The following is a 23,820-nucleotide window of genomic DNA, read 5'->3' on the forward strand; positions in this document are numbered from 1 at the left end:
GATGAGCGCGCTTGAATTGACACTGCTTTACCTGCTGGCCGCGGTGCTGGGCGTGGTGGCGTGCCGTTCGCTGAAATTGCCGCCCATGCTCGGTTACCTGGCGGTTGGCGTGCTGATAGGCCCGCATGCGCTGGCGTTGTCGCAAAATTCCGAGGGTGTACGCCACCTGGGCGAGTTTGGCGTGGTGTTCCTGATGTTTGTGATCGGGCTGGAGTTCAACCTCTCCAAGCTGCGCTCCATGCGCCGCCATGTCTTCGGGCTCGGGCTGCTGCAGGTGGTGCTGACGGTTGTGCTGGCCACCGTCGGCTCGCTGTTTCTGGCCAGCCTGGCGCCCACCCTCTGGAAAATGGAGTGGCAAACCGCGCTGGCACTCTCGGGTGCCATTGCCATGAGCAGCACGGCCATTGTGGTCAAACTGCTGGCCGAGCGCCTGGAGCTGGAGTCCGAACACGGCAAACGCATCATGGGCGTGCTGCTGTTCCAGGATCTGGCCGTGGTTCCGCTGCTGGTGCTGATCCCGGCGCTGGGCTCCTCGCCCGACAAGCTTTTCACTGCGCTGGCCGTGGCCGGACTGAAAGCCACGCTGCTGGTCGGCCTGCTGATGACCGGCGGCCGGCGTGTCATGCACTGGTGGCTCACCATCGTGGCGCGCCGCAAAAGCGAAGAGCTGTTTGTGCTGAACCTGCTGCTGGTCACGCTGGCGCTGGCCTGGCTGACGGAGCTGGCCGGCCTGAGCCTGGCGCTGGGCGCCTTCATCGCCGGCATGCTGATTTCAGAAACAGAATTCAAGCACCAGGTGGAAACCGACATACGCCCATTTCACGATGTGTTGCTGGGCCTGTTTTTTATCAGCGTGGGCATGATGCTGGACTGGCACATCGTGCTGGAGCGCTGGCCCATGGTGTTGCTGCTGGCAACGCTGCCGGTTGTTTTCAAGCTGCTGCTTGTCACCGGGCTGGCGCGGGCGCTGGGTGCAACGGCGGGCGTGTCCCTGCGCACCGGCCTTTACCTGGCGCAGGCTGGGGAGTTCGGTTTTGTGCTGTTGGCACTGGCGCAGGAAAGCCGGCTGGTCCCGCCCGACCTGCTCAACCCGACTCTCGCCAGCATGGTGCTGTCAATGCTGGCCACGCCGGTCATCATCATGTACAGCAACCAGATCGTGATGAAACTGGTGGCCAGCGAATGGCTGCAGCAGTCGCTGCAGATGACCTCGATTGCGCGCAAGTCCATCAATACCGACAAACACGTGATCATTTGCGGCTACGGCCGCTGCGGCCAGAACCTGGGCCACATGCTGGAGGGCGAAGGCATTCCCTACATGGCGCTGGACCTGGACCCGGACCGGGTGCGCCAGGCCGCCGCCGCGGGTGATTCTGTGGTGTTCGGCGACGCCGTGCGCCTGCAGGCACTGATGGCCGCAGGCCTGTCGCGTGCCAGCGCGGTGGTGGTGACCTACCTGGACACCGCCAGCGCGGTCAGGGTGCTGGCCAATGTGCGCGCGCATGCGCCCACCGTGCCGGTGATTGTGCGCACGGTGGACGACCACGACCTTGAAAAACTGCAGGCCGCCGGCGCCACCGAGGTGGTGCCCGAAGCCATAGAGGGCAGCCTGATGCTGGCCAGCCACGCGCTGGCGCTGGTGGGTGTGCCCATGCGCCGCGTGATCCGGGTGGTGCAGGAGCAGCGCGATGCACGCTACAACCTGCTGCGCGGCTACTTTCGCGGCGCCGACGACGACACCGTGAATGAGCTTGATGAGGAGCGCCTTTCAACCGTCACCTTGCCGCTGGGCCTCAAGCATGCCGGCCAGCCCATGGGCTCTCTCGGCGTGCGCGTGGTCAGCCTGCGGCGCAGCAACGGCAAGCCGCTGGAAGCGAATGAAGACACGCTGCTCGAAGGCGGCGACACGCTGGTGCTGTCGGGCAAACCCGGCGCGCTAGCCATGGCCGAAGAAAAACTGTTGCGCGGCCGCTCCCTTAAAACCAACCCTGCCGGATAAGCCCCATGCCAGACCTTCACGAACTGAACCACCAGACTGTCAGCCAGTACCTCAAGAACCATATCCGCACCGTGCCGGACTGGCCTGCGCCGGGCGTGCAGTTTCGCGACATCACGCCGCTGCTGCAAAACCCCAAGGTTTTCCGCGTGCTGATCGATGCTTTTGTACACCGCTACATGGACCCGGCACTGCGCCCTGACGTGGTGGCCGGGCTTGACGCGCGCGGCTTCATCCTTGGTTCGGTGATTGCCTATGAACTCAATGTCGGTTTTGTACCCGTGCGCAAAAAAGGCAAGCTGCCCTTTACCACCGTGCAGGAAACCTATGAGCTTGAATACGGCAGCGCCACGGTGGAGCTGCACACCGATGCCGTCAAACCCGGCGACCGGGTATTGCTGATTGATGACCTGATCGCCACTGGCGGCACCATGATGGCGGGCAAGAAGCTGCTGGAGAAACTGGGTGCCGTGGTGACTGAAGGCGCGGCGATTGTGGACCTGCCCGAACTGGGCGGCTCGCAAAAGCTGATCGCGGCAGGCCTGCCGCTGTTCACGCTGCTGGATTTTGCGGGGCATTAGGCAGCGCGCAGGAACGGCCTTCCGTTTCGCGCATTCCGCTACTTAATTAATAGCTGGCTGCGCGCATACTGATTGGGCTACAGCCCTTTTTAAACCTAATTCAGGTCGCCGTACTGGGTGGCGCTTAGCGCCGGTGCGGCTGACGACTCCGGCATTTCCGTGTCCTCAAATCCGGTCAGCAGCGTGTACGAATGCAGGCCGCTGCGGCTTTTCCCTGTCGCGTCAATAGTTGCCGGGCTGGTGGCCGACGCCGCGGCCAGCGCCTGCTTGAACGCAGCGACCTCATCGTCATGGATGGGCTCATAACGCGGTGCGCCGGGCTTTTTGGCCGGCGGCAGGTGCACGGGATAGCCTTTGTTGTCTGCCGAAGCCGCCTTGGCCTCCATGCGCCAGTACACCGCCGTGACCAGGATTTCAAAACGCGCCTTGGCCGTCTGGACAACGATGGCTTCGGTTTCTGCGAGTTTTTCTGCCTGCCGCCCCAGGCTGGCATCCACGTCCATCATGACCAGGAACTGGTCCCCGCGCTGGTCCAGCGACAGAACCTTGAATTTGTAGCTGGCCGCCAGCACGCCCGCACGTGTCATGGATTCACGAACCGCAACATAAAGCTGCTCCCGGCGGGCATGACGTTTGGCCTTGCGGATTTCGCTGCGGTTGACCGGGTCTGGCGCCAGGCCTTGCCCCTGTGGGATCGGCGCCTTGTCACGCGGAGTGACGACATGCCTGCCCCGGCTGTCATTGCTGCGCGGCGGCTTGCTGGAGTCGGGCTTTCTGGAAAACCAGTTGAACAAGGACATTTCTTCGTTTTTCGTAAAAAAGTGGTGCCCTCTCCCTACCCCAAGGACACAAAAGGTCACGGCCCTGAACCCGGGAATCCTCTTTGTCTACGAAGGGGGAAACGAGCAGGCCGCGCTTTCAAATGCAGTTTACTCAGCCGCCTTTACTTTGCAAGCTACCGCTCGGCCCTTTGATCGAACCGCTGGGGATCGAAAGTGCCAGTGTATGGTAATAAATCACGCAAATGCGGTGCACGTAAGCCCAGTGAAAGCCAGGAAAATCAATGTCCCGGCGACCTCGCGTGGCCCGCCCCCTGGGTACTCTCCCTCGAGACAAACGACCGCCAATCAACCGGATTATCGGGCTGTGGTGCACGCCGCCTGGCGCTTGCCCGGATGGTTCGATCCCTGCTGTATTTTGGCAACACTGCCAGGGGCCGTTCAGGTCACCGCCACACGTTTTGGCTGGTTGTAAAGCCGCTTGGCCATGACGGCCCCCATGCCCATGGTCAACTCCAGCGCAATCGGGCTGTGCCGGTTGGCGAGTTCAAGAAAACGTATGGGTGTCAGGCACCAGAGCCTGCAAGGGCTGGAGGCCTGCACCGTGGCGCTGCGTGCCTGGTGCGAGAAAAAAGCGCCTTCACCCAGCACGGTTCCAGGGCCAACCAGCGCCATGTGAATACTTGATTTTCCGTCCTCGTAATGCACGCTGAGCGTTCCGCTCTCGATGAAATAAAGCGTGCGATCCAGCGCTCCCTGCTCTATCAGTACCTGGCCGCTGTTGAGGGAAAAGGGCTGCATGTAACCGGCCAGGATGTCCCAGTTCGGCTGGGAGAATTGGCAGCGCAAGGCATCACTCGCCTTGCAGTTCGCAATGGCTTGCATCAGGCCGCGGATGTCAAAGCCAAGTTTAACCAGTGGTGGTGCGGTTACGTACATGATGGTTTGACGATACTCGCCTGCCAACATGCCCAGCAAGGGACGCTAACGCTCACTTACGATTGATACAAAAGTGCGGGGACTGTAATTTCCACGGGTTGTCATGCGGCCGTCACGCCCGCTCGCGCGCTACTTGCCGATGCAAAACCTGGAGAAAATTTCGCCGAGCAAATCATCCGGCGTGAACTGGCCGGTGATTTCGCTCAAGTGGATTTGCGCCTGCCGCAGGTCTTCCGCCAGCAGGTCCAGCGCGGGAGCGGACGAGCGAAGCTGCGCCGATGCGCGCAACAGTTGCGCATCCACATTTTGCAGCGCATGCACGTGGCGCTCACGAGCCATGAAAACGCCTTCGGGCGCAGACTGCCAGCCCACCACCTGCAACAACTGTTCGCGCAGTGCCTGCAGGCCGGCCCCGGTTTTGGCCGAAATCGCAATGCCCTTGCCTGCTTTTGCAAGCGCCGCAGGCGTGGCCATGTCGGACTTGTTCCAGACATCGATGGTGGGCGTCTTTTGAGGCAGTTTCAGGGCCAGGGCCGCCGATATACGCGCGTCATCAGCTATGTAATTGATAGCATCCTGCTGCGTCAGGTCATGCAGGAAAAGCACGGCATCGGCACTTTGTATTTCGGCCCAGGCGCGCTCGACGCCAATTTTTTCGACCTCGTCCAGCGCCTCACGCAGGCCTGCCGTATCCACCACATGCAGAGGCACGCCGCCTATCTGTATCAGTTGTGTGACCTTGTCACGTGTGGTCCCCGCAATCGGCGTGACGATGGCCAGCTCGGCACCGGCCAGCGCGTTGAGCAGCGAGCTTTTGCCCGCATTGGGTTGCCCGGCAATCACGACCTTGATGCCCTCGCGCAGTATCGCGCCCTGCGTAGCACGTTGCATGACGCTGGCCAGCGTCTGTTGCAGGCGCAACAGCTGGCCTTGCGCGTCGGCCTTTTGCAGGAAATCGATGTCTTCTTCGGGGAAGTCCAGCGTCGCCTCGACCAGCATGCGCAGATGTATCAGCTGCTCCAGCAAGGTGTTGACTGCCAGCGAGAACTCTCCCGACATGGAGCGCGCGGCCGAACGTGCAGCGGTCTCGGTACTGGCGTCTATCAGGTCGGCAATCGCTTCGGCCTGCGCCAGGTCAATCTTGTCGTTCAGGAAGGCGCGCTCGGTGAACTCGCCGGGCTGCGCCACGCGCAACTGCGCCAGCCAGGCCTGGCCGGTCGCCGGGTTGATTGCCGCTGCCGCCTCCAGGCAGCGCGCCAGCAGTATTTGCAGCACCACCGGCCCGCCGTGCGCCTGCAGCTCCAGCACGTCTTCGCCGGTGTAGGAGTGCGGCGCCGGGAAATGGATAGCCAGGCCCTGGTCAATCACTTGCCCCTGTGCATCACGAAAGGGCAGGTAAGTGGCCTGGCGCGGCGCGAGTGCGCGGCCGCAAATGGCGTCGATGATCGGCCTTATGTCCTTGCCTGAAACACGAACAATGCCGACGGCTCCGCGGCCTGGCGCCGTGGCGATGGCCACAATGGGATGGTGATGACGGGCAAGCATGGTGCCGCAATGTTAAAGGGCCGCGAAGCGGCCCTTTTTATTGATTTACCGTTATTTGAATTTCGGCAAATTAAATTGCGGCGGTACGCCCATCCGGGTATTGATCACCCACTGCTGGGCAATCGACAGGATGTTGTTGGTAATCCAGTACAACACCAGGCCGGCAGGGAAGAAGAAGAACATCACGCTGAAAATCAGCGGCATGAACCACATCAGCTTGGCCTGCATTGGGTCCGGCGGTGCGGGATTCAGCGCGGTCTGCAGCATGGTCGTGAGTGTCATGACGACAGGCAGGATGAAGAAAGGATCTGGCGAAGAAAGATCGTGTATCCACAAGATCCAGGGTGCGCCGCGCATTTCAACGCTGGACAACAGCACCCAGTACAGCGCAATAAACACCGGTATCTGGATCATGATGGGGAAGCAGCCACCCATGGGGTTGACCTTTTCTTCCTTGTAGATTTTCATCATCTGCTGCTGCATTTCCTGAGGTTTGTCCTTCAGGCGCTCGCGCATTTCCATGATTTTGGGGTTGATGGCCTTCATCTTGGCCATGCTGGCGTAAGCCTTCGCATTGAGCCAGTAAAAAGCGATCTTGAGCAGTAGCACCAGCGCCACAATCGACCAGCCCCAGTTGCCGATAAAGCTGTGCAGCTTGTCCAGCAGCCAGTACAGCGGCTTGGCCAGGATGGTCAGCCAGCCATAGTCCTTGACCAGTTCCAGGCCGGGCGCCAGGGCTTCCAGGGTTTTTTCCTGCTGCGGGCCGACGAACAGATTCGATTCGATGGACTTGCTCGCGCCCGGGGCAATGGTGTCCAGCGGCGTGATCATGCCGACTGCATACAGGTTGGTGTCCACCTTGCGCTCGAACAGGTCGCGCTTGATGCCGTCGCCCAGAATCCAGGCGGAGGCAAAGTAATGCTGCACCATGGCAACATAACCATTGGTCGCGGATTTCTCGACATCGACCTTCTTGTTTTCGATGTCCTTGAATTCGATCTTCTGGTACTTCTTGGCTTCGGTGTAAATCGCCGGGCCGGTGAAAGTGGAATAAAAAGATGACTCTCCGGGCGGCTTGTTGCCGTCACGAACGAGCTGCATATAAAGCTGGGGCGACACGGAAGTGCTGCCGGTGTTGATCACGTCATGGCGCACGGCAATGTCGTAGGCACCGCGCTTGAGCGTGTAGGTCTTGACCAGTTTGACGCCGCCTACATCCGCCGATTCGAACTTGACCTGCAGTTCGTTCTGGCCTTCTTTCAGGCTGCGCTCGCCGGGGACCGCCGTCATCAGGGTTTTGTGGGTAGGCAGCGCCGCGCCGCCACCACTGGCAATCAGCCCCGTCTGCGCAACATAAACCCGGTTGGCGCTTTCGTCGAGCAACACAAAACCGCTGTTCTTGTCGTTCATGTCCTTGAACTTGTTGAACGTGGACTTGACCAGCGTACCGCCTTCGGTGTCAAACACCAGGGTGAAAACATCGGTCGTCACCACCAGTTGCTCTTTGGCCGCCTGGGGTGCTGCCGACGGCGCACCGCCAGGCACGGCCGACGCACCTGCGCTGCCTGCAGCTGCAGGCACAGGAACGGACGACGGGCTGCCGACCGGCACGGACGAGGCCGCTGATGCCGGCGCATGCGGCTCGGTGACTTTCGCAGAGCTGCTCGCGCCTGGAAAGAAAGTGGGTTTGTGGCCGTTGTGGACCTGCCACTGGTCCCAGAGCAGGACCATGGAAAAACCAAAAATCACCCACAAAATGGTGCGGCGGATGTCGTTCATGACGGCTTCTTTTTAGAGGGGATGGAGGTCACAGGCGTGACCAGGCGGGTGAAGAGGGAAGTGCTGCCGTCAGCAGCTGTCTGGCGCGGCGGAACGGGATCATGCCCGCCATCGCACCATGGCTGGCAACGCACCAGACGATGCAAGGTGAGGTAAGTACCGGCAACGGCGCCGTATTCCTTGAGTGCCTGCAGCGAATACGCCGAACAGGTAGGCTCAAAGCGGCAGGCGGAACCCAACCACGGGCTGAGCAACAGGCGATAGCCCTTGACCAAACCGATCAGGACAGTTCGCGGCAGGTGAAAGAGGGCAGCCAGGAAGTGTTTCATGCGCAGGACAAGCAAACCGTCACGTGGAGGCGGCACCGGCTTTCATCAAGGCCTGCACTTCGGCACGCACCGCTTCTTTTAGCTGGTCAGACGTGGCGCTGAGAAATTCCTTGCGGGAAAACTCTTTCCGCAAGCGAACCAGAAAGGCGGCTTGGGGATAGTGGTGCAGGAAATCGGCGCTCACGGTATAGATCTGCCTTTTGATGGCGTTGCGCGTGACGGCACGTTTGGCCCAGCGTTTGGGCACCATCGCACCGATCCAGGTGTCCTGAACCGGAAACAGGGCGGAGGCTGGATGGACCTTGCCCGCGATTTCTTCTTGTGAACGCTCGGGCCCCGTTTGCGACACTGCCGCATTGAGCCGGTTACGGTGCAATGCAAAGTGCTCGGTTTTGGCAACAATGCTGCCGGCAAGAACCGCCTGGAACTGGGGCCGGGTTTTAAGCCGCTGCACAAAACACCGTACGACCTGGTGCAACAAATGGTGCGCCAACCAGAACCCAGCCCAAGACTTGCCTGAAGTCTTCAGCGTGCAGGCTTAGACAGCCAGGCGCTTGCGGCCTTTGGCACGGCGTGCAGCAATCACTGCACGGCCGCCACGCGTTTTCATGCGGGTCAGGAAACCGTGCGTACGTGCGCGCTTGACTTTGGAAGGTTGGTATGTGCGTTTCATGATGGGTCCTACTGGCCGGTTGGCTACAAAACTTCCCTAGGCGATTCGAATGATCTTGGTGGCCATACAACACGGCCAGCTATGCAAGTCCGCAGGACTTGCAACACACCGGCACAACCTGCAACAAGCCATCAAAAGTGGCTTGGCAAACAAGGTCACGCAGGCGGCATCAATCCGCTACGAATCAGGGAAACCCATGATTATCGCAGATTTCCCAACGCTGGCAACAGCTTAGCGCAGCCATTGGGCGTAAAGGCTGAGATTGCAGGCCGGCAGCAAGGGGGTTTGCGCACATGGCTGGCCTTCATCACGCCTGATTTTGCGTCGCAAGAACAGCGCGGGAGGCCAGGACGACGCCAAATGCAAAGTCAACGCTGAAACCGGCGCGGCCGTAAAAAAATCACGGCCGCTTTCGCGGTTTTGGCGTGCGGGCGCTGTGTCTTATCTTTGTCTTACTTCTTTAATTCAAATTAGTAGTAGTAGTAAGGATCGGCGTTTTCTGTGTACAACCTCATTTTTCCTATTTTTATCAAGTACTTGGCGTTTGTTTAACCATGTGTTGTTGGCGCTTGAAAGTTACGGCTGGCGATGAATAACTTTGACTTTTGGCCCATCGTTGTGGATAAGTCATGGTTTATTCAAAAGTTGTCCCCACGGTTATTGGCAAGCTTTGCTTAGGCAGAATTAAGCATAAAGAATTCTTTTGCTGTTTATTTTTTGAACCTGCTCAGTTTTGGTCGGAATCCGTTTTTTACCCTTCATTCATTTCCCCGAATTCGAAGCCCTGAAAACCAGGTCGCGGCACGAGCAATCGTTTTTGAGAATCTTTGGGAATTCCGGACGGCTCTGGAATAGGTTAAAACCCCGTATGAGTTTTTGTGGATAACTAAGCTGCGGGACTACAATTGCGAGTGTTCAAAATTAACAATATCCACAAGCGGCTGCCGGCTGCTTCGCGTCTGCAGGCGGGTAGAACCAGCCATGAGTGAAGGTACAACTTACAACCTGGGTCATGGTTTGTGGCAAACCTGCGTCGACCATCTCGCACAGGAATTGCCGGAACAGCAGTTCAATACGTGGATACGCCCGCTGGCCGCCGACGTTGCGGAAGACCTGTCAAAAGTCACCATCCAGGTTGGGAACCGCTTCAAGCTTGACTGGATTCGGGCCCAGTACGCGGCCAGGATCGTCGCCCTGCTGGAAAAGGTTTCAGGTCAAAGCATTCCTCTTGAGTTAGCGCTTGCTCCGCGTGAAGCACAGTCCAAGTCATCATCCCTGACCCGGAGTTTCGAAGCTTCAGGTGTTCCTGAGCCGGTTGGTCTGGGCGTGGCGGAAGAAGTCGCCGGCGCCCCGTTTAAAAACCGGCTCAATACCGCGCTCACGTTTGACACCCTGATTGAAGGCACGGCCAACCGCATGGGCCGGGCCGCAGCCATGCATGTGGCCAGCAGCCTGGGGCAGCTTTACAACCCGCTTTTTATCTATGGCGGCGTCGGCCTGGGCAAAACCCACCTGATGCACGCCATCGGCAACAAACTGCTGGCTGACAACCTCAACGCAAAAGTTCTCTACATCCATGCCGAGCAGTTTGTTTCGGATGTGGTCAAGGCCTACCAACGCAAGACTTTTGACGAGTTCAAGGAGCGTTACCACTCGCTCGATTTGCTGCTGATCGATGACGTGCAGTTTTTCGCCAACAAGGACCGCACGCAGGAAGAGTTCTTCAACGCTTTTGAGGCCCTGCTGACCAAAAAATCACACATCGTGATGACCAGCGACACCTATCCCAAGGGCCTGACGGATATCCACGAGCGCCTGGTGTCGCGTTTTGATTCCGGCCTGACCGTCGCCATCGAACCGCCTGAGCTGGAGATGCGCGTGGCGATCCTGATCAACAAGGCCGGTGCCGAAGGCGCTGAAATGCCCGAGGAGGTCGCGTTTTTTGTCGCCAAAAATGTGCGCTCCAACGTGCGTGAACTTGAAGGCGCCTTGCGCAAGATCCTGGCTTATTCGCGTTTCAACCAGAAGGAAATCTCCATCCAGCTGGCCCGCGAAGCCCTGCGCGACCTGCTGTCCATACAAAACCGCCAGATTTCGGTTGAAAACATCCAGAAGACCGTCGCCGACTATTACAAGATCAAGGTCGCCGACATGTATTCCAAGAAGCGGCCGGCCAGCATTGCCAGGCCGCGCCAGATTGCCATGTACCTGGCCAAGGAACTGACCCAGAAGAGCCTGCCCGAGATCGGCGAGCTGTTTGGCGGCCGCGACCACACCACGGTGCTGCACGCTGTGCGCAAGATGTCTGCGGAGCGCCAGCAGATGACCGAGCTGAACCAGCAGCTGCATGTGCTTGAACAGACCCTCAAAGGGTAAACAGACGTCATGACCCTCCAAAAACCGCAAAAAACCCCGTTCCGGATAACTTTGGGTATAAGTTTTGAACAAGCCATGGCTTATCCACAGCGAGGAGGCTCAGGCCAAAGTTATTCATATTCGGCGGCTATGCTTGCGGGGGTTCTCAACACAAGGTTAAACAATCGCCAAGTGTTTGATTAAAAAGGGGAAAATAGCCCTGTCCACAGAAAAGGGCTGCCCTTACTACTACTACTAATTTGAATTAAAGAATTAAAGAGAAACAAAGAGGAAGTCATGATCGTTCTGAAAGCCACCCAGGATAAAGTTTTGTCGGTACTGCAATCGGTTGCCGGCATTGTTGAGCGCAGGCACACCTTGCCCATCCTCGCCAATGTGCTGATCCGCAAGACCGGCCCGCAACTGCAGCTGACGACCAGCGATCTTGAAATCCAGATACGCACCACGGCCGAGCTTGACGGCGACGCTGGCAACTTCACCACCACCGTGGGTGCACGCAAGCTGATTGACATCCTGCGGTCCATGCCCAGCGACCAGACCGTGTCGCTCGAGTCGGCGCAGAACAAGCTGATCCTCAAGGGTGGCAAGAGCCGCTTTACATTGCAGACGCTGCCCGCTGAAGACTTCCCGCTGGTCCAGGAAGCCGCCAACTTTGGCCCGGCCTTCTCGGTGCCGCAAAAGGTTTTGAAAGAGCTTTTGAACCAGGTGTCGTTTGCCATGGCTGTGCATGACATCCGCTACTACCTCAACGGCATTTTGTTTGTGGCTGAAGGCAAACAGCTCAGCCTGGTCGCCACTGACGGCCACCGCCTGGCTTATTCGTCCGCCACGCTGGACGTTGAAGTGCCCAAGCAGGAAGTGATCTTGCCGCGCAAGACGGTGCTTGAAATGCAGCGCCTGCTCAGCGACAAGGAAGGCGCGATTGAAATGCAGTTCGCCGGCAACCAGGCCAAGTTCAGCTTTGAAGGCATGGAGTTTGTGACCAAGCTGGTCGAGGGCAAATTCCCCGACTACAACCGCGTCATCCCCAAGAACCACAAAAACATCATCACCCTGGGCCGCCAGCCGCTGCTGGCCAGCCTGCAGCGCACGGCGATTTTGACCAGCGAGAAGTTCAAGGGCGTGCGCCTGAACATCGAACCCGGCACCCTGCGCGTGGCGTCCAACAACGCCGAGCAGGAAGAGGCCGTGGACGAGCTCGACATCGACTACGCAGGCGATGCGATTGAGATCGGTTTTAACGTCACCTACCTGATCGATGCCCTGGCCAATATGGACCAGGACATGGTGAAGATCGAACTGGCTGATTCCAACAGCTCCGCGCTGCTGACTATTCCCGACGACGCGGCCTTCAAATACGTCGTGATGCCGATGCGTATCTAGGTTTAAAAAACGTAAAAACCAACAACCCGAACCCGCTTGCCAAAGCGGGTTTGGTCATTCAAGAGATTGAGAAGTCCGAAGAAATTCGGAAAACTTTTGCGAAACATTTGCAAGAGATTCGGAAGAAAGCCGGTTATGACTGAAGAAAACAAAGTGAACGAAGCCGATCAGGTGCATGTATCCGACGGCGTCGCCAGCGAGGAAAGCTCCAATTTCCAGCCCAAGATCGACACCAACCAGGCCGGCGCATCCGAAGCCTATGGTGAAGGCTCCATCCAGATCCTCGAAGGCCTGGAAGCCGTGCGCAAACGCCCCGGCATGTACATCGGCGACACCTCGGACGGCACCGGCCTGCACCACCTGGTGTTTGAGGTGGTCGACAACTCGATCGACGAATCCCTGGCCGGCCACTGCGATGACATCCTGGTCACGATCCACTCCGACAACTCCATCAGCGTGGTCGACAACGGCCGCGGCATCCCGACCGGCGTGAAGATGGACGACAAGCACGAGCCGAAACGCTCGGCTGCCGAGATTGCCCTGACCGAGTTGCACGCCGGCGGCAAGTTCAACCAGAACAGCTACAAGGTCTCGGGCGGCCTGCACGGCGTGGGCGTGAGCTGCGTCAATGCGCTGAGCAAAATGCTGCGCCTGACGATTCGCCGTGACGGCAAGGTGCACGTCATGGAGTTTTCAAAAGGCTTTGTGCAAAACCGCATCGTTGAAACGGTGGACGGTGTTGAAATTTCACCGATGAAGGTGATGGGCGACACCGACAAGCGCGGCACCGAAGTGCACTTTTTGCCCGACACCGAAATCTTCAAGGAAAACAACGATTTCCACTACGAAATCCTCAGCAAGCGCCTGCGCGAACTGAGCTTTTTGAACAACGGCGTGCGTATCCGCCTGAAGGACGAGCGCACCGGCAAGGAAGACGACTTTGCCGGCGCCGATGGCGTCAAGGGTTTTGTCGGTTTTATCAACAAAGGGAAGACCGTGCTGCACCCCAACGTGTTTGCAGCCATGGGTGACCGCCAGAGCGACCAGGGCACCAACATCGGTGTGGAAGTCGCCATGCAGTGGAACAGCGGCTACAACGAGCAGGTGCTGTGTTTCACCAACAACATTCCCCAGCGCGACGGCGGCACCCACCTGACCGGCCTGCGCGCCGCCATGACGCGGGTGATCAACAAGTACATAGACGACAGCGAACTGGCCAAAAAAGCCAAGGTTGAAGTCAGCGGCGACGACATGCGCGAAGGCCTGTGCTGCGTGCTGAGCGTGAAGGTGCCCGAGCCCAAGTTCTCCAGCCAGACCAAGGACAAACTTGTGTCGAGCGAAGTGCGCGGCCCGGTGGAAGACATCGTCAGCAAGCTGCTGCATGACTACCTGCAGGAGCGCCCCAACGACGCCAAGATCATCGTCGGCAAGATCATTGAAGCCGCCCGCGCGCGTGAAGCCGCGCGCAAGGCCCGCGACATGACGCGCCGCAAAGGCGTGCTCGACGGCATGGGCCTGCCCGGCAAGCTGGCCGACTGCCAGGAAAAAGACCCCGCCATGTGCGAGATCTACCTGGTCGAGGGTGACTCCGCAGGCGGCTCCGCCAAACAGGGCCGCGACCGCAAGTTCCAGGCAATCCTGCCATTGCGCGGCAAGATCCTGAACGTTGAAAAAGCCCGCTACGAAAAGCTGCTGACCAGCAATGAAATCCTGACGCTGATCACGGCGCTTGGCACCGGCATAGGCAAGGCGGGCGGCAGCACCGGCAGTGATGACTTCAACGTTGCCAAGCTGCGTTACCACCGCATCATCATCATGACCGACGCCGACGTTGACGGCGCCCACATCCGCACGCTGCTGCTGACCTTCTTTTACCGCCAGATGCCCGAGCTGGTCGAGCGCGGCCACATCTACATTGCCCAGCCGCCGCTGTACAAGGTCAAGGCCGGCAAGGAAGAGCAGTACCTGAAAGACACCGCAGCGCTTGACGGCTTCTTGCTGCGCATCGCGCTTAAAGACGCATCGGTGCAAACCGCAGGCGAAGGCAGCGCGGTACTGACTGGCGAAACGCTGGCAGAGCTGGCACGCAAACACCAGCTGGCCGAGTCCGTCATTGCGCGCTTGCGCGGTTACATGGATGCCGAAGCGCTGAAAGCGATTGCCGATGGCGTGTCGCTCAACCTGGACACCGTGCCCGATGCCGAAGCCTCGGCTGCTGTGCTGCAGAAATTCTTGCCTACGGCTGAAGTCGCTGGTGAGTTTGACGTGCGCACCGACAAACCGATTCTGCGCATCAGCCGCCGCCATCACGGCAACGTGAAGAGCAGCGTGTTGACGCAGGACTTTGTGCACGGCGCCGACTATGCCTCGCTGGCCGATGCAGCCGCCACCTTCAAGGACCTGATAGGCGAAGGCGCCAAAGTCATGCGCGGCGAAGGCGAGCGCCAGAAGGAAGAAAAAGTCAGCGACTTCCGCCAGGCCATGAAATGGCTGATCGGCCAGGCTGAAAACGCCACCTCGCGCCAGCGCTACAAAGGCCTGGGCGAGATGAACCCGGCCCAGCTCTGGGAAACCACGATGGACCCGACCGTGCGCCGCCTGCTGCGCGTGCAGATCGACGATGCGATCGAAGCCGACCGCGTGTTCACCATGTTGATGGGCGACGAGGTTGAGCCGCGCCGCGAGTTCATTGAGCAGAACGCTTTGCGCGCTGCGAATATCGACGTTTAAGTTTTCTTTTTCACCTGACCATGACCGACACCACAGAACGCCCCGCGCTGCCCGACCACCTGTCAACCGACGAGCGTAGCCCGCACCACGTTGCCGCCATTTTTGAACATGACGTGGGCATCCGCTTCAACGACAAGGAGCGCAACGACGTGCAGGAGTACTGCATCAGCGAAGGCTGGATCAAGGTGCCCGTGGGCAACAAGGTGGACCGTAAGGGGAACCCATTGACGATCAAGTTGAAGGGGCGGGTTGAGGCGTTTTATAGGTAGAGGCGAGGACCCGATTAATCGCTATGAAGTAACTTTAGAGTCATAGATTAGTTTGCTCGACGGTGGCGCTGTGACCATCTGGTTCTGGCCTTATGCATTGATGTCCAAGGACCTTGTTTTATTGGGTTAAGAAATGGCGATTGAAAAGAAGAAGAAAAACAACCTCGATGAGCCGCCTCTCACATGCGTCGATCTTTTTGCTGGTGCAGGCGGGTTTTCGCTTGCAGCGTCAAATGTTGGTTTTCACGTCGTTGCTGCTGTTGAATTAAATAGCAACGCCTGTAAGACCTACCGCGAAAATTTGAATACAGCGAATGACACGACTCTGTATGAAGGCGACATTCTGCAGCTGGATCCCGTAGAAATTGCTAAAACACATTTTCCGGACAGCAAGGGTTGCGATGTCGTTTTGGGGGGGCCACCTTGCCAAGGATTTTCTGTGCATCGAATAAAAGGTGCAGGTATTGGCGATCCAAGAAATAAACTAATTCTTCGGTATTTCCAATTTGTGCAAGAACTCAAACCAAAGGTTTTCCTTATGGAAAACGTACCTGGAATACTTTGGGAAAGACACAAGGACTTCCTAGATGAGTTCTATTTGGCTGGTAAGGCGGCTGGATATGTGATTAAGGACCCGGTTGTTATTGACGCACGCGACTTTGGTGTGCCTCAGCGTCGGAAGCGAGTTTTCATTCTGGGGGTCCGCAGTGATGTCGAGCTAGATATTGTCTGGCCACCGAAAGCAACTTATTCTGGTGATAAGGCGGCGAAGACAGGTAGTCTGAAACCGTGGATAAACGCGAAAACTGTGTTCAAAAAATCAGTTAAGAAAAACGATAAGAATAACTTTCATATGCAACACACAGTCGCAATGATTGAGGTTTTCAAATCAACACCTCATAACGGAGGAAGCCGCTCACAGTCGAATAGAGTGCTTCCTTGTCATAAAGACCACGATGGTCACAAAGACGTGTATGGCCGGATCGATCCTTCGCAGCCCGCACCAACGATGACCACTGCTTGTATCAATCCCTCAAAGGGACGATTTTTACATCCTTCGCAGAATCATGGAATTTCTGTCAGACATGCTGCGCGATTTCAAACATTTCCGGATTGGTTCGTCTTTCAAGGAGGACTGATTTCCGCAGGTGAACAAATTGGCAATGCCGTTCCAATAAAACTGGGAGCTGTACTTTTGCGTCGAATTGCTAAAGGGTTAAGAAGAAAAGAAAGTTGATATAACAGGAGGAGGCGACTATGGTGAGTGCAATCGCGTTTCAAACGCGAGCGAGGACGATCGATCATCTCGGACGTGAACAGATAGCTGACGTCCCGACAGCGATTAGTGAACTGTGGAAAAACGCCTATGACGCCTATGCTCGGCAGGTAGCGCTTCACATTTACGAGGGGCTGCCGCCAACAGCCATGATTGCCGATGATGGCCACGGCATGAGCATGTCTCAGTTCATTGAAAGTTGGCTCGTTGTGGGAACGGAGTCAAAAGCTGCTGGTGCCTTGGTGGCTGAGAATTTGCGGCAGGGTTTATCAGAACGCCCGAAGCAAGGACAAAAGGGGATAGGGCGACTATCGGTGGCCGCGCTCGGTTCCGCTGTTCTGGTTCTATCTAAGCAGCGCAACAACAACTTTGTCGCTTGCTTGGTTGACTGGCGGCTGTTTGAAAATCCTTATGTGTTCTTACAGGACATTCGTCTACCGGTTGTGGAGTTTTCTTCGCGCGAAGACCTTAAGGTACTGCTGCCTCAACTCAGAGCCTCGATCGTCGAAAATCTTTCGCCGGAAGATGGTAATCCTGATCGAGCAGAGCGTCTGCGAGACGCATGGAGAAGATTTGATGAGCATGAGGTTAGTCAAGACGCTCGTACGCTGACCACCTCTACTCAAATCAAAACGCTCGCTGAACTTACCTGGGATGTTGAGTTGCAGTTGGGGGATTGGCCCGTATGGAGCGGCGCTTGTCCGGCAGGGACCGCTTTGGTGATGTTTGACTTAAACAGCGCGCTGACTGCATGGGTGCCTGGGCAAGGAACCGTTCCTAGTGATGCACAGCAGTCGAGTCGTGCATCTTTAGTTCGAACGTTAAGTGGCTTCTCCGACCCATACGACGATCAGGTAGATGACGTCTTAGATTACAAGGTTATTGTGCACACCGCGACGGAAAAAAATGTTGTGGTGGGTAGGGAAGCGGGCTATGGAATTGGATTTCTGCACAGCCTGGATCACGTATTGGAAGGCGCCTTTGATGAGGAGGGCATCTTTCACGGAAGAGTCAAAGCTTTTGGAAAGGATATTGGGAAAGTAGAGCTGACTCCCCCGCAACTACAACCTACTAGTTCTAAGGATCGCATCGGCGCATTTTCGCTTGTGATTGGTGCGTTTGAACCCGTTGCCAGATCGTCGATTCTTCGGCCAGAGATTCATGCCAGCGTTGTAGAGAGAGCTCAAACGCATTCGGGTCTCAGTATCTATCGCGATGGCCTACGCGTTATGCCTTACGGGCGACCAGAGAACGATTTTTTTAAGATAGAAGAGCGAAGGCAGTCGCAGGCCGGGCGCGAGTTTTGGGCTAACCGGCGCCTTTTCGGAAGAATCGCGATTTCACGTGCCGCTAACCCAAATCTGCGAGATAAGGCTGGCCGAGAAGGTTTGATTGATAACACGGCGAGTAGAGCAATCCAGATTTTGATGATTGAGTTGCTGAAGGTTACTGCTCGGCGTTATTTTGGCGGTGACTCACCGGTAAGAAAAGAACTCTTACCCGCGATTGAGGCGGAGAACGATGCCGCTGCGGAGGCGGCAAAGAAAACCCAAAGTAGGCAACTCGCGGGCTTTAGGCAGATCGTTAGAGAGCAATCCGCGCGGCTCGACGTTGCACTGGCGAAGTCCAAAGCGACACGCGCCAAGCTCGATGTTGCTGTTGATATTGGAAGCGCAAATGCTGTCTGGAACTTAAACGGTGAGGTAGATGAGCTCGTGAGCGAGCGCGCCTCTTTACGTGTTCCACCGAAACCGAAAAAGCTAGGAAAATTTGAAGACGTATACCGAGACTACCGTGATCGGTATGCTGAAATGGCGGCCCATGTAGATGGGCTGCGCGAACTATGGACGGAGGCCGCCTCACGCCTTAATGCAAAGCCAGCTATCGATGTCGCGAGATCGCAATTAAGCCGAAACCAAAAAGCAATAACGGATCAGCTGGGAAAGTGGCGTCGCGAAATAGAAACTCTCTTGCGCAGCGAATTCAAGCGGATTGGAGACAAAGTCGATGAGGATGCAAAAGAGTATTACAAAGAAACGGCGTCGTTGCTAAAGGGCGTGGAAGCTGCAGTCACGCCGCTCAGGGTGGCCATAGAGGAAATGGATCAGACGCGTGAGCGTCTTTTTCTTAGGTTCTCGGAGGTATATGAGCCCTATCACAGGGCCATGAAACAGCTATCAGAGGGTCTTGATTTAGACGGTGCTCTTGCTTATGCCGCAGCTCACGGAGATACGCTCGAACGGCGGCTCGAGCAGGTTCAAAGCCTTGCTCAAGTGGGCATCAGCGTGGAAATACTTAGCCACGAGCTTCACACATTGGATCGCCGCCTTGCTGCAAGTTTAGAAGCTTTGCCTGAGTCTGTTAGAGGATTGTCCGCATTTCAAACTGCTGAAGCGGCAAGAAAAGAGCTTGTAGAACGATTGCGATTTCTTTCGCAGATGCAAATTGCGGGCGGGGATACGCGGGAGAAAATTTCCGGAATAGATATTGAAATTTACTTGGTGGAGTTTTTCGGCCCACTTCTGTCGGAGCAAGGCATTACTTTGCGGGCTACGGACGCGTTTTCTAACGCGGCATTTTTCGAGTTTCCGTCGCGAATATTTCCGGTGTTTATCAATTTGGTGAATAACGCAATTTATTGGGTGTCAGAACTGACTGGTAGTAAGGAAATTCTTCTTTCCGCAGGACACGACACTTTGATGGTTAGTGATAACGGTCGGGGCATTGACCCAGAGGACATTCCAAGTTTATTTGAACTGTTTTTTAGTCGACGAACACGTGGCAGAGGAGTCGGGCTTTATCTTTGTCGGCAGACTTTGGCGGCAGGCGGACACAAAATCGACTACGTTGTTGACCAAGCTAAAAAGGAGCTCTCAGGTGCAAATTTTGAGATCACGTTGAGGAGTGGGTTTGATGCCTAACGTTTCTCTTGAGTTGATAGAAGAGGCATTCATTGCGCCCATTCGCTTTGCGTTACTCGTTGATGATCAGTTTCCGATCTATTCGAAGATAGTCGACAAAGCGCCTGCGGCATCGCAAGACAGCGATCGAGCGGCAAAGCTCTTCAATTTTTGCCGTGGCAAAGGCTGGCTTTGCGATGTTGACAATGGCGCGTCTGATAAAGATCAGGAGCGGATAAGTCACTTGCATCAATCGGACTTGCTGGTGGTCGACTTTCACTTAGACCCCGCTAAGCAAGAGGATCCGGCGCGTGCCCTCCAGATATTGCAGCAGCTTGCTCAATCAGAGCATATGAATCTAGTGATCATCTATACGGCTGCTGAGCCTCCATCCGTTGTCCAGGAGGTGGCCTTCAGCCTTGGCGCCGGTGTCACATTGGATGCGGACAAATTTAAAAATGGAGTTCAATGGCTTGAGGACTTAGATCCGGATATTGAGCGAACTATCAGCGTGCAATTGAATACGGCTGTGCTTGATAATTTTTTATACGGAAAGAAGCCGAACGGAGATTCGAACGCGTTACGCAAAGCCATTCAAGAAGCAGGAGCTGCCACGGGAGATTTGCAAAATCTTGTCATCAACGTCTTATGTCAACTGGCAATGGAGACGCGTGTAACTCCGGACGTTGTTGCAAGGAGGGCAAAACAACAAGGCGCTAGGGTCAGTTTTGGAAAGAAAGACGAATCTTTCTGGGTGACTCAGGGCAATGTATTTGTAGTTGTCGTTAACAAACAGGACGAGCCAGCTGTATTAGTAGAGCGTTTGCGTTCAGCTCTAGTTGCGTGGAATCCTCCAGCGCTACAAGTCATGATGGTGCATGCGAGGGCGGCACTGGAACGGGCGGGGCGTTTGCCCGATGAAAAGGTTCTTGAGTCTTCACGACGCCAAGCGGGTTGGATATTGCGAATACTTTTGGGTGAAACGGCAGAGATACGCAGAACGCATTTGCAAGAACTGTATGACCGCATTTTCGGTCGGCTTGTTAATACTATCAGTACCTCAATTAGTGAGTTCGGCTCCAAAGTATTTGAGCCTATGGCTGGAGTTACGCCACTATTGCAGGCGGCAACTATGGCTGGAGATGAATCTCTTAACGAGATCGTGGTGTTTCATGCGCTAAATGAACATTTGTGTTCCGAGCCTCATGTAGATGACTATATAAGCACAGGGGTGGTGTTTCGTAGTCTGATAAATGGCACTTGGGACTATTGGGTTTGTTCGTCACCTGCTTGCGATTTGGTGCCGGGGCAGGCAACTGGGTGGGATGGAGAAATGAAGCCCTTGCTTCCGATCACTGCCGCGCGGTTAAATCCCATACGGCAATCAGTCACAGTAGGGACGCTGCTTCAAGATGCGACTCACTGCCGTCATTTGTTTTTATCTGAAGGCGGTAAGCCCATCGCGCTTGAAATCGTGGACTCGAAGTCTAGGCAGATGCGATTGGAAATGATGCTAGTCGAAAAGGAAGGTCGAATTGAGAACGCTAGCTTTTCGGCCCGCGTATTACGGGTAGATGGCGACGGAAAGCCCACTACCAATAATGTGGACTTCGAAGTCGTTGGCATGCTGAGGAAAGATTACGCAAATCGCATTCTTGCCGAATCTGGACAACAGCGGGCGAGAATCGGGGTTGATTACGTAAATCGCCCTCGGTGAGCCTAGCTCTCGAGAAATGCGATCAGGCGAAATTGCAAGGCCATAATGAGATCGACTTTCGTTTCACACTCCCATACGACAAGAGTTGCCCAGCCAAGATTCTCCAGAGCACGTATTTGGCTTGAATCTCTTTTTTTGTTTTTCTTAATTTTTAGGCACCAGAAGTCATGGTTTGAGCTCGGGAGTGCTCCACGCGGGCAAGAATGGCCATGCCAGAAACAGCCATTCACCAGAATCACTTTTTTGCGAGAGGAAAGAACAATATCGGGGGTTCCCGGCAGGCGTTTACTGTGAAGGGCATACCGATATCCAAGCCGATGGAGAGTATTGCGCACGATTAGTTCTGGTGCCGTGTGTTTTGTGCGAACCTTTCGCATTAAGGTACTGCGTTGTTTGTTAGTAAGGCGATCCATGGATGTGGAATGTCCTGTCACTTAATGTTCATCCGAGAGCGCGCCATCAGATGAACCCATGGACGGTTGCGTGCCATGTCAGAAAGTCTTCCCTAGGGCTGAATCGATCTGGCTTCACAATTCTCTGACCATCACAGGAGAGAAGTAGTTTCATCAGAGGGCTCTGATCCGTATGGTTTTTAAGCGTACTAGACACGCATACTCTCAGATTCGGGAGCACGGTAATTAAGCCGCGGTCAAAAGCTTTGTCATGTAGCGCGGAGAGACATAAGCCGTTGCGCGGGTTCATGCGGTCATGAATGCCTTTACTCCAAGGGATAATGTGGCTTGCGACAACCAACTTTGCGTCGCTTAGTCCGCTAATGCAGCACGTCGCGTTGTAGCTTGTAAGAACGGACCTTCGGAACCTAGCCTGAGTGGTACGGACTTCAATTGTGCTAAGGCGTGTAGTTGCGATAGATGACTTTACTTCGTCGAGTAGATCTATGTCCGATTCTTCACCGTGGCTTGTTGCAAGTTTGTCGTAGATCTCACCGGCTTCGCGGATAGTAGCGTCCCAGTTGCCATCTAGTTCGGCCCAGATCTCTCGGTCTAAGGTCGAAGCCCCTTTTAGTCCGACGCGACCGCTCTCAACTATTCGTTCGTCAAGACTAGCCAGATTGCTTAGCTTCATGGATACCGAGCTGGGAGTCCGGCCTAACCAATTTGCGAGCTGGATGATGTCGCGATTGCGGTGATCAAGTTGTCCGAAACGGAGCTTTGTATATAAATAAATCGCTGCCAGAATCTCAGATCTTGTCCAGTGATTGGGAGAGTTGGCCATAAAGTTCCCTCGGAATAGAAGAAGAATTGATCAACATGAGCGTGATGGCCACGAGACATAACTGAGCTAATTTCCTCTGATCAACTCAGTTGTGAGTGCGATCTATGAGACGTTATATCGAAGAATTAGAAGGTCCGCTCACAGGGGTTTCTTCATCCCCAAAACTCTAATGAACGCGGAGCATGCCTAACACCTCACCCGCTCCCCGAAAGCATCATGTCCCATGTCTCCGTGGGCACCAACAATTTCCCACGCGCCAAGGCCTTCTATGACGCTGTGCTGGGCACGCTGGGTGTTGGTGTGGTGATGGAACACCCCGGCGCTGCGGCTTATGGCCGGGCGTTTCCGGAGTTCTGGCTGCAGGTGCCGCATGATGGCGGCAAGGCTGTTGTGGGCAATGGCTCGCACTTTGGATTTTTGGCCACATCAAAAGCCCAGGTGGATGCCTTCTACGCCAAGGCGGTGGAGATGGGCGGACAGGGTGATGGTGCGCCTGGGCCGCGTGAGCATTATGGGCCGCAGTATTACGGTGCGTTTGTGCGTGACCTGGACGGGCACAAGATCGAGGCGATGTTCTGGGATGTGCAGGCGACTTGAAGCGCCCGGCATGTAAAGCCATGCCCCCGAAACCCGCGCCAGCCGCGGCTTGAGGCATTTGCTTACCAGGCGCAACGTGGCAGACGCAGAGCTGCGGTGCTGGTGATGCAGGATGGACTTTTGTGTCTTTCGACAAGGAGTCAAGCATGGCAAAGCCTCAGAACTTTTTGCTGCGTCCGCGTTACCTGCGGGCCATTCCTTCCCTGGTGGTGTTGACCACCGCGATGGCCTGGGGGGTGGCTTCTGATCCGGATGTGATGGATGCGACGAGCAGGAAGGCCGGCATCACGCTGCAACAGCGGGCTGGCGACGCACCCGGCAGCGCTGCTGTGGCCGGTGACCCTTATTCGCTGGGATTGCTGCCGCGTCGTTGAAAAGGGTGCTTCACAGGCCTGGCCTGGTGTTTTTAATGGCAAACAGGCCCTCAGTCGGCGTGTAGCAAGCGCAAGCAGCTATCGAAACAGTAGCGCTCAAACCGGCCTCAGGGCAAATTCAGACGCCGCAGGCGGCATTTTCTAATGAAATCAGCCGCTGGCCCCCGTGTTCCGCGCGCGACCAGCTACCAAATTGATAGCGTTTGATTTGCGCTCCTTGCCCCGGTGTGTAACTCAAGCGGTCAGTTGCCGATACATCAGACTACGGGCTGATTGCTTATATGTTTCGGGTTTTTGCTTAGGTATTTTTACTTTAGAGTCCCTACAAACACGGGCGCGGG

20 protein-coding genes are annotated in these 23,820 nt (G+C 56.1%); 11 read left to right on the forward strand and 9 right to left on the reverse strand.

Annotated elements, in window-relative coordinates:
* Nucleotide 1 precedes the first annotated feature (1 nt).
* Nucleotides 2-1,999, forward strand: a complete 1,998-nt coding sequence (locus ACFQND_RS11005) for a monovalent cation:proton antiporter-2 (CPA2) family protein (protein ID WP_371437366.1) — start codon at nucleotides 2-4, stop codon at nucleotides 1,997-1,999.
* 5 nt (nucleotides 2,000-2,004) lie between these two features.
* Nucleotides 2,005-2,577 (forward strand): adenine phosphoribosyltransferase, encoded by a 573-nt coding sequence (locus ACFQND_RS11010; RefSeq protein ID WP_371437367.1) that lies wholly within the window; start codon nucleotides 2,005-2,007, stop codon nucleotides 2,575-2,577.
* Nucleotides 2,578-2,672: 95 nt separating this feature from the next.
* Here ACFQND_RS11010 and ACFQND_RS11015 read toward each other — a convergent pair whose 3' ends face one another.
* The 7 genes from ACFQND_RS11015 to rpmH form a co-directional block, all read right to left on the reverse strand.
* The gene (locus ACFQND_RS11015) at nucleotides 2,673-3,377 is read right to left on the reverse strand and encodes a hypothetical protein (RefSeq protein ID WP_371437368.1); all 705 of its coding nucleotides are present in this window, start codon (nucleotides 3,375-3,377) and stop codon (nucleotides 2,673-2,675) included.
* 420 nt (nucleotides 3,378-3,797) lie between these two features.
* On the reverse strand, nucleotides 3,798-4,295 hold the full coding sequence (locus ACFQND_RS11020; RefSeq protein ID WP_371437369.1) for a Crp/Fnr family transcriptional regulator: 498 nt from the start codon (nucleotides 4,293-4,295) through the stop codon (nucleotides 3,798-3,800).
* A gap of 129 nt (nucleotides 4,296-4,424) precedes the next feature.
* A complete protein-coding gene (gene mnmE, locus ACFQND_RS11025) occupies nucleotides 4,425-5,840 on the reverse strand; it encodes a tRNA uridine-5-carboxymethylaminomethyl(34) synthesis GTPase MnmE (RefSeq protein ID WP_371437370.1) in 1,416 nt (471 codons plus the stop codon).
* 51 nt (nucleotides 5,841-5,891) lie between these two features.
* Entirely contained in the window at nucleotides 5,892-7,619 is a 1,728-nt protein-coding gene (gene yidC, locus ACFQND_RS11030) for a membrane protein insertase YidC (RefSeq protein WP_371437371.1), read from the reverse strand.
* Entirely contained in the window at nucleotides 7,616-7,948 is a 333-nt protein-coding gene (yidD, locus tag ACFQND_RS11035; RefSeq protein WP_371437393.1) for a membrane protein insertion efficiency factor YidD, read from the reverse strand. The genes yidC and yidD overlap by 4 nt, the downstream gene beginning before the upstream one ends.
* 19 nt (nucleotides 7,949-7,967) lie before the next feature.
* Entirely contained in the window at nucleotides 7,968-8,402 is a 435-nt protein-coding gene (locus ACFQND_RS11040; RefSeq protein ID WP_371437394.1) for a ribonuclease P protein component, read from the reverse strand.
* Between the two features lie 84 nt (nucleotides 8,403-8,486).
* A complete protein-coding gene (gene rpmH / locus ACFQND_RS11045; protein ID WP_007862708.1) occupies nucleotides 8,487-8,621 on the reverse strand; it encodes a 50S ribosomal protein L34 in 135 nt (44 codons plus the stop codon).
* 981 nt (nucleotides 8,622-9,602) lie between these two features.
* Between rpmH and dnaA the strand changes: the two genes are divergently transcribed.
* From dnaA to ACFQND_RS11080, 7 genes are all read left to right on the forward strand, one after another.
* Nucleotides 9,603-10,997 carry a chromosomal replication initiator protein DnaA gene (dnaA, locus tag ACFQND_RS11050; protein WP_371437372.1) on the forward strand — a complete coding sequence of 465 codons (1,395 nt, stop codon included), beginning with the start codon at nucleotides 9,603-9,605 and terminating at the stop codon, nucleotides 10,995-10,997.
* Nucleotides 10,998-11,273: 276 nt separating this feature from the next.
* Nucleotides 11,274-12,380, forward strand: a complete 1,107-nt coding sequence (dnaN, locus tag ACFQND_RS11055) for a DNA polymerase III subunit beta (protein WP_371437373.1) — start codon at nucleotides 11,274-11,276, stop codon at nucleotides 12,378-12,380.
* Nucleotides 12,381-12,515: 135 nt separating this feature from the next.
* Entirely contained in the window at nucleotides 12,516-15,110 is a 2,595-nt protein-coding gene (gyrB, locus tag ACFQND_RS11060) for a DNA topoisomerase (ATP-hydrolyzing) subunit B (RefSeq protein ID WP_377413425.1), read from the forward strand.
* Between the two features lie 20 nt (nucleotides 15,111-15,130).
* On the forward strand, nucleotides 15,131-15,379 hold the full coding sequence (locus ACFQND_RS11065) for a DUF3297 family protein (RefSeq protein WP_371437375.1): 249 nt from the start codon (nucleotides 15,131-15,133) through the stop codon (nucleotides 15,377-15,379).
* Nucleotides 15,380-15,512: 133 nt separating this feature from the next.
* Nucleotides 15,513-16,616, forward strand: coding sequence for a DNA cytosine methyltransferase (locus ACFQND_RS11070; protein WP_371437376.1), 1,104 nt, complete (start codon nucleotides 15,513-15,515; stop codon nucleotides 16,614-16,616).
* A gap of 20 nt (nucleotides 16,617-16,636) precedes the next feature.
* Nucleotides 16,637-19,576, forward strand: coding sequence for an ATP-binding protein (locus ACFQND_RS11075; protein ID WP_377413428.1), 2,940 nt, complete (start codon nucleotides 16,637-16,639; stop codon nucleotides 19,574-19,576).
* Nucleotides 19,569-21,272 carry a response regulator receiver domain gene (locus tag ACFQND_RS11080; RefSeq protein ID WP_371438616.1) on the forward strand — a complete coding sequence of 568 codons (1,704 nt, stop codon included), beginning with the start codon at nucleotides 19,569-19,571 and terminating at the stop codon, nucleotides 21,270-21,272. The genes ACFQND_RS11075 and ACFQND_RS11080 overlap by 8 nt, the downstream gene beginning before the upstream one ends.
* Nucleotides 21,273-21,274: 2 nt before the next feature.
* Here ACFQND_RS11080 and ACFQND_RS11085 read toward each other — a convergent pair whose 3' ends face one another.
* Together ACFQND_RS11085 and ACFQND_RS11090 are read right to left on the reverse strand one after the other, a co-directional pair.
* Entirely contained in the window at nucleotides 21,275-21,685 is a 411-nt protein-coding gene (locus ACFQND_RS11085) for a very short patch repair endonuclease (RefSeq protein WP_371438615.1), read from the reverse strand.
* 46 nt (nucleotides 21,686-21,731) lie between these two features.
* On the reverse strand, nucleotides 21,732-22,508 hold the full coding sequence (locus ACFQND_RS11090) for an HNH endonuclease (protein WP_377413432.1): 777 nt from the start codon (nucleotides 22,506-22,508) through the stop codon (nucleotides 21,732-21,734).
* A 216-nt stretch (nucleotides 22,509-22,724) separates the two neighbouring features.
* Between ACFQND_RS11090 and ACFQND_RS11095 the strand changes: the two genes are divergently transcribed.
* Together ACFQND_RS11095 and ACFQND_RS11100 are read left to right on the forward strand one after the other, a co-directional pair.
* Entirely contained in the window at nucleotides 22,725-23,105 is a 381-nt protein-coding gene (locus tag ACFQND_RS11095) for a VOC family protein (RefSeq protein WP_371438614.1), read from the forward strand.
* 146 nt (nucleotides 23,106-23,251) lie between these two features.
* Nucleotides 23,252-23,479: a hypothetical protein gene (locus ACFQND_RS11100; protein WP_371438613.1), complete on the forward strand. Its 228-nt coding sequence runs from the start codon at nucleotides 23,252-23,254 to the stop codon at nucleotides 23,477-23,479.
* Nucleotides 23,480-23,820 lie beyond the last annotated feature (341 nt).

It is taken from the genome of Polaromonas aquatica (assembly GCF_042659145.1).
GTDB classification, from domain to species: domain Bacteria; phylum Pseudomonadota; class Gammaproteobacteria; order Burkholderiales; family Burkholderiaceae_C; genus Polaromonas; species Polaromonas aquatica.

Bases quoted from the DNA above. Each gene is read 5' to 3' on its own strand.
- ACFQND_RS11005 (WP_371437366.1), top strand. From the start codon at position 2: ATGAGCGCGCTTGAATTGACACTGCTTTACCTGCTGGCCGCGGTGCTG.
- ACFQND_RS11010 (WP_371437367.1), top strand. From the start codon at position 2,005: ATGCCAGACCTTCACGAACTGAACCACCAGACTGTCAGCCAGTACCTC.
- ACFQND_RS11015 (WP_371437368.1), bottom strand. From the start codon at position 3,377: ATGTCCTTGTTCAACTGGTTTTCCAGAAAGCCCGACTCCAGCAAGCCG.
- ACFQND_RS11020 (WP_371437369.1), bottom strand. From the start codon at position 4,295: ATGTACGTAACCGCACCACCACTGGTTAAACTTGGCTTTGACATCCGC.
- mnmE (WP_371437370.1), bottom strand. From the start codon at position 5,840: ATGCTTGCCCGTCATCACCATCCCATTGTGGCCATCGCCACGGCGCCA.
- yidC (WP_371437371.1), bottom strand. From the start codon at position 7,619: ATGAACGACATCCGCCGCACCATTTTGTGGGTGATTTTTGGTTTTTCC.
- yidD (WP_371437393.1), bottom strand. From the start codon at position 7,948: ATGAAACACTTCCTGGCTGCCCTCTTTCACCTGCCGCGAACTGTCCTG.
- rpmH (WP_007862708.1), bottom strand. From the start codon at position 8,621: ATGAAACGCACATACCAACCTTCCAAAGTCAAGCGCGCACGTACGCAC.
- dnaA (WP_371437372.1), top strand. From the start codon at position 9,603: ATGAGTGAAGGTACAACTTACAACCTGGGTCATGGTTTGTGGCAAACC.
- dnaN (WP_371437373.1), top strand. From the start codon at position 11,274: ATGATCGTTCTGAAAGCCACCCAGGATAAAGTTTTGTCGGTACTGCAA.
- gyrB (WP_377413425.1), top strand. From the start codon at position 12,516: ATGACTGAAGAAAACAAAGTGAACGAAGCCGATCAGGTGCATGTATCC.
- ACFQND_RS11065 (WP_371437375.1), top strand. From the start codon at position 15,131: ATGACCGACACCACAGAACGCCCCGCGCTGCCCGACCACCTGTCAACC.
- ACFQND_RS11070 (WP_371437376.1), top strand. From the start codon at position 15,513: ATGGCGATTGAAAAGAAGAAGAAAAACAACCTCGATGAGCCGCCTCTC.
- ACFQND_RS11075 (WP_377413428.1), top strand. From the start codon at position 16,637: ATGGTGAGTGCAATCGCGTTTCAAACGCGAGCGAGGACGATCGATCAT.
- ACFQND_RS11080 (WP_371438616.1), top strand. From the start codon at position 19,569: ATGCCTAACGTTTCTCTTGAGTTGATAGAAGAGGCATTCATTGCGCCC.
- ACFQND_RS11085 (WP_371438615.1), bottom strand. From the start codon at position 21,685: ATGGATCGCCTTACTAACAAACAACGCAGTACCTTAATGCGAAAGGTT.
- ACFQND_RS11090 (WP_377413432.1), bottom strand. From the start codon at position 22,508: ATGGCCAACTCTCCCAATCACTGGACAAGATCTGAGATTCTGGCAGCG.
- ACFQND_RS11095 (WP_371438614.1), top strand. From the start codon at position 22,725: ATGTCCCATGTCTCCGTGGGCACCAACAATTTCCCACGCGCCAAGGCC.
- ACFQND_RS11100 (WP_371438613.1), top strand. From the start codon at position 23,252: ATGGCAAAGCCTCAGAACTTTTTGCTGCGTCCGCGTTACCTGCGGGCC.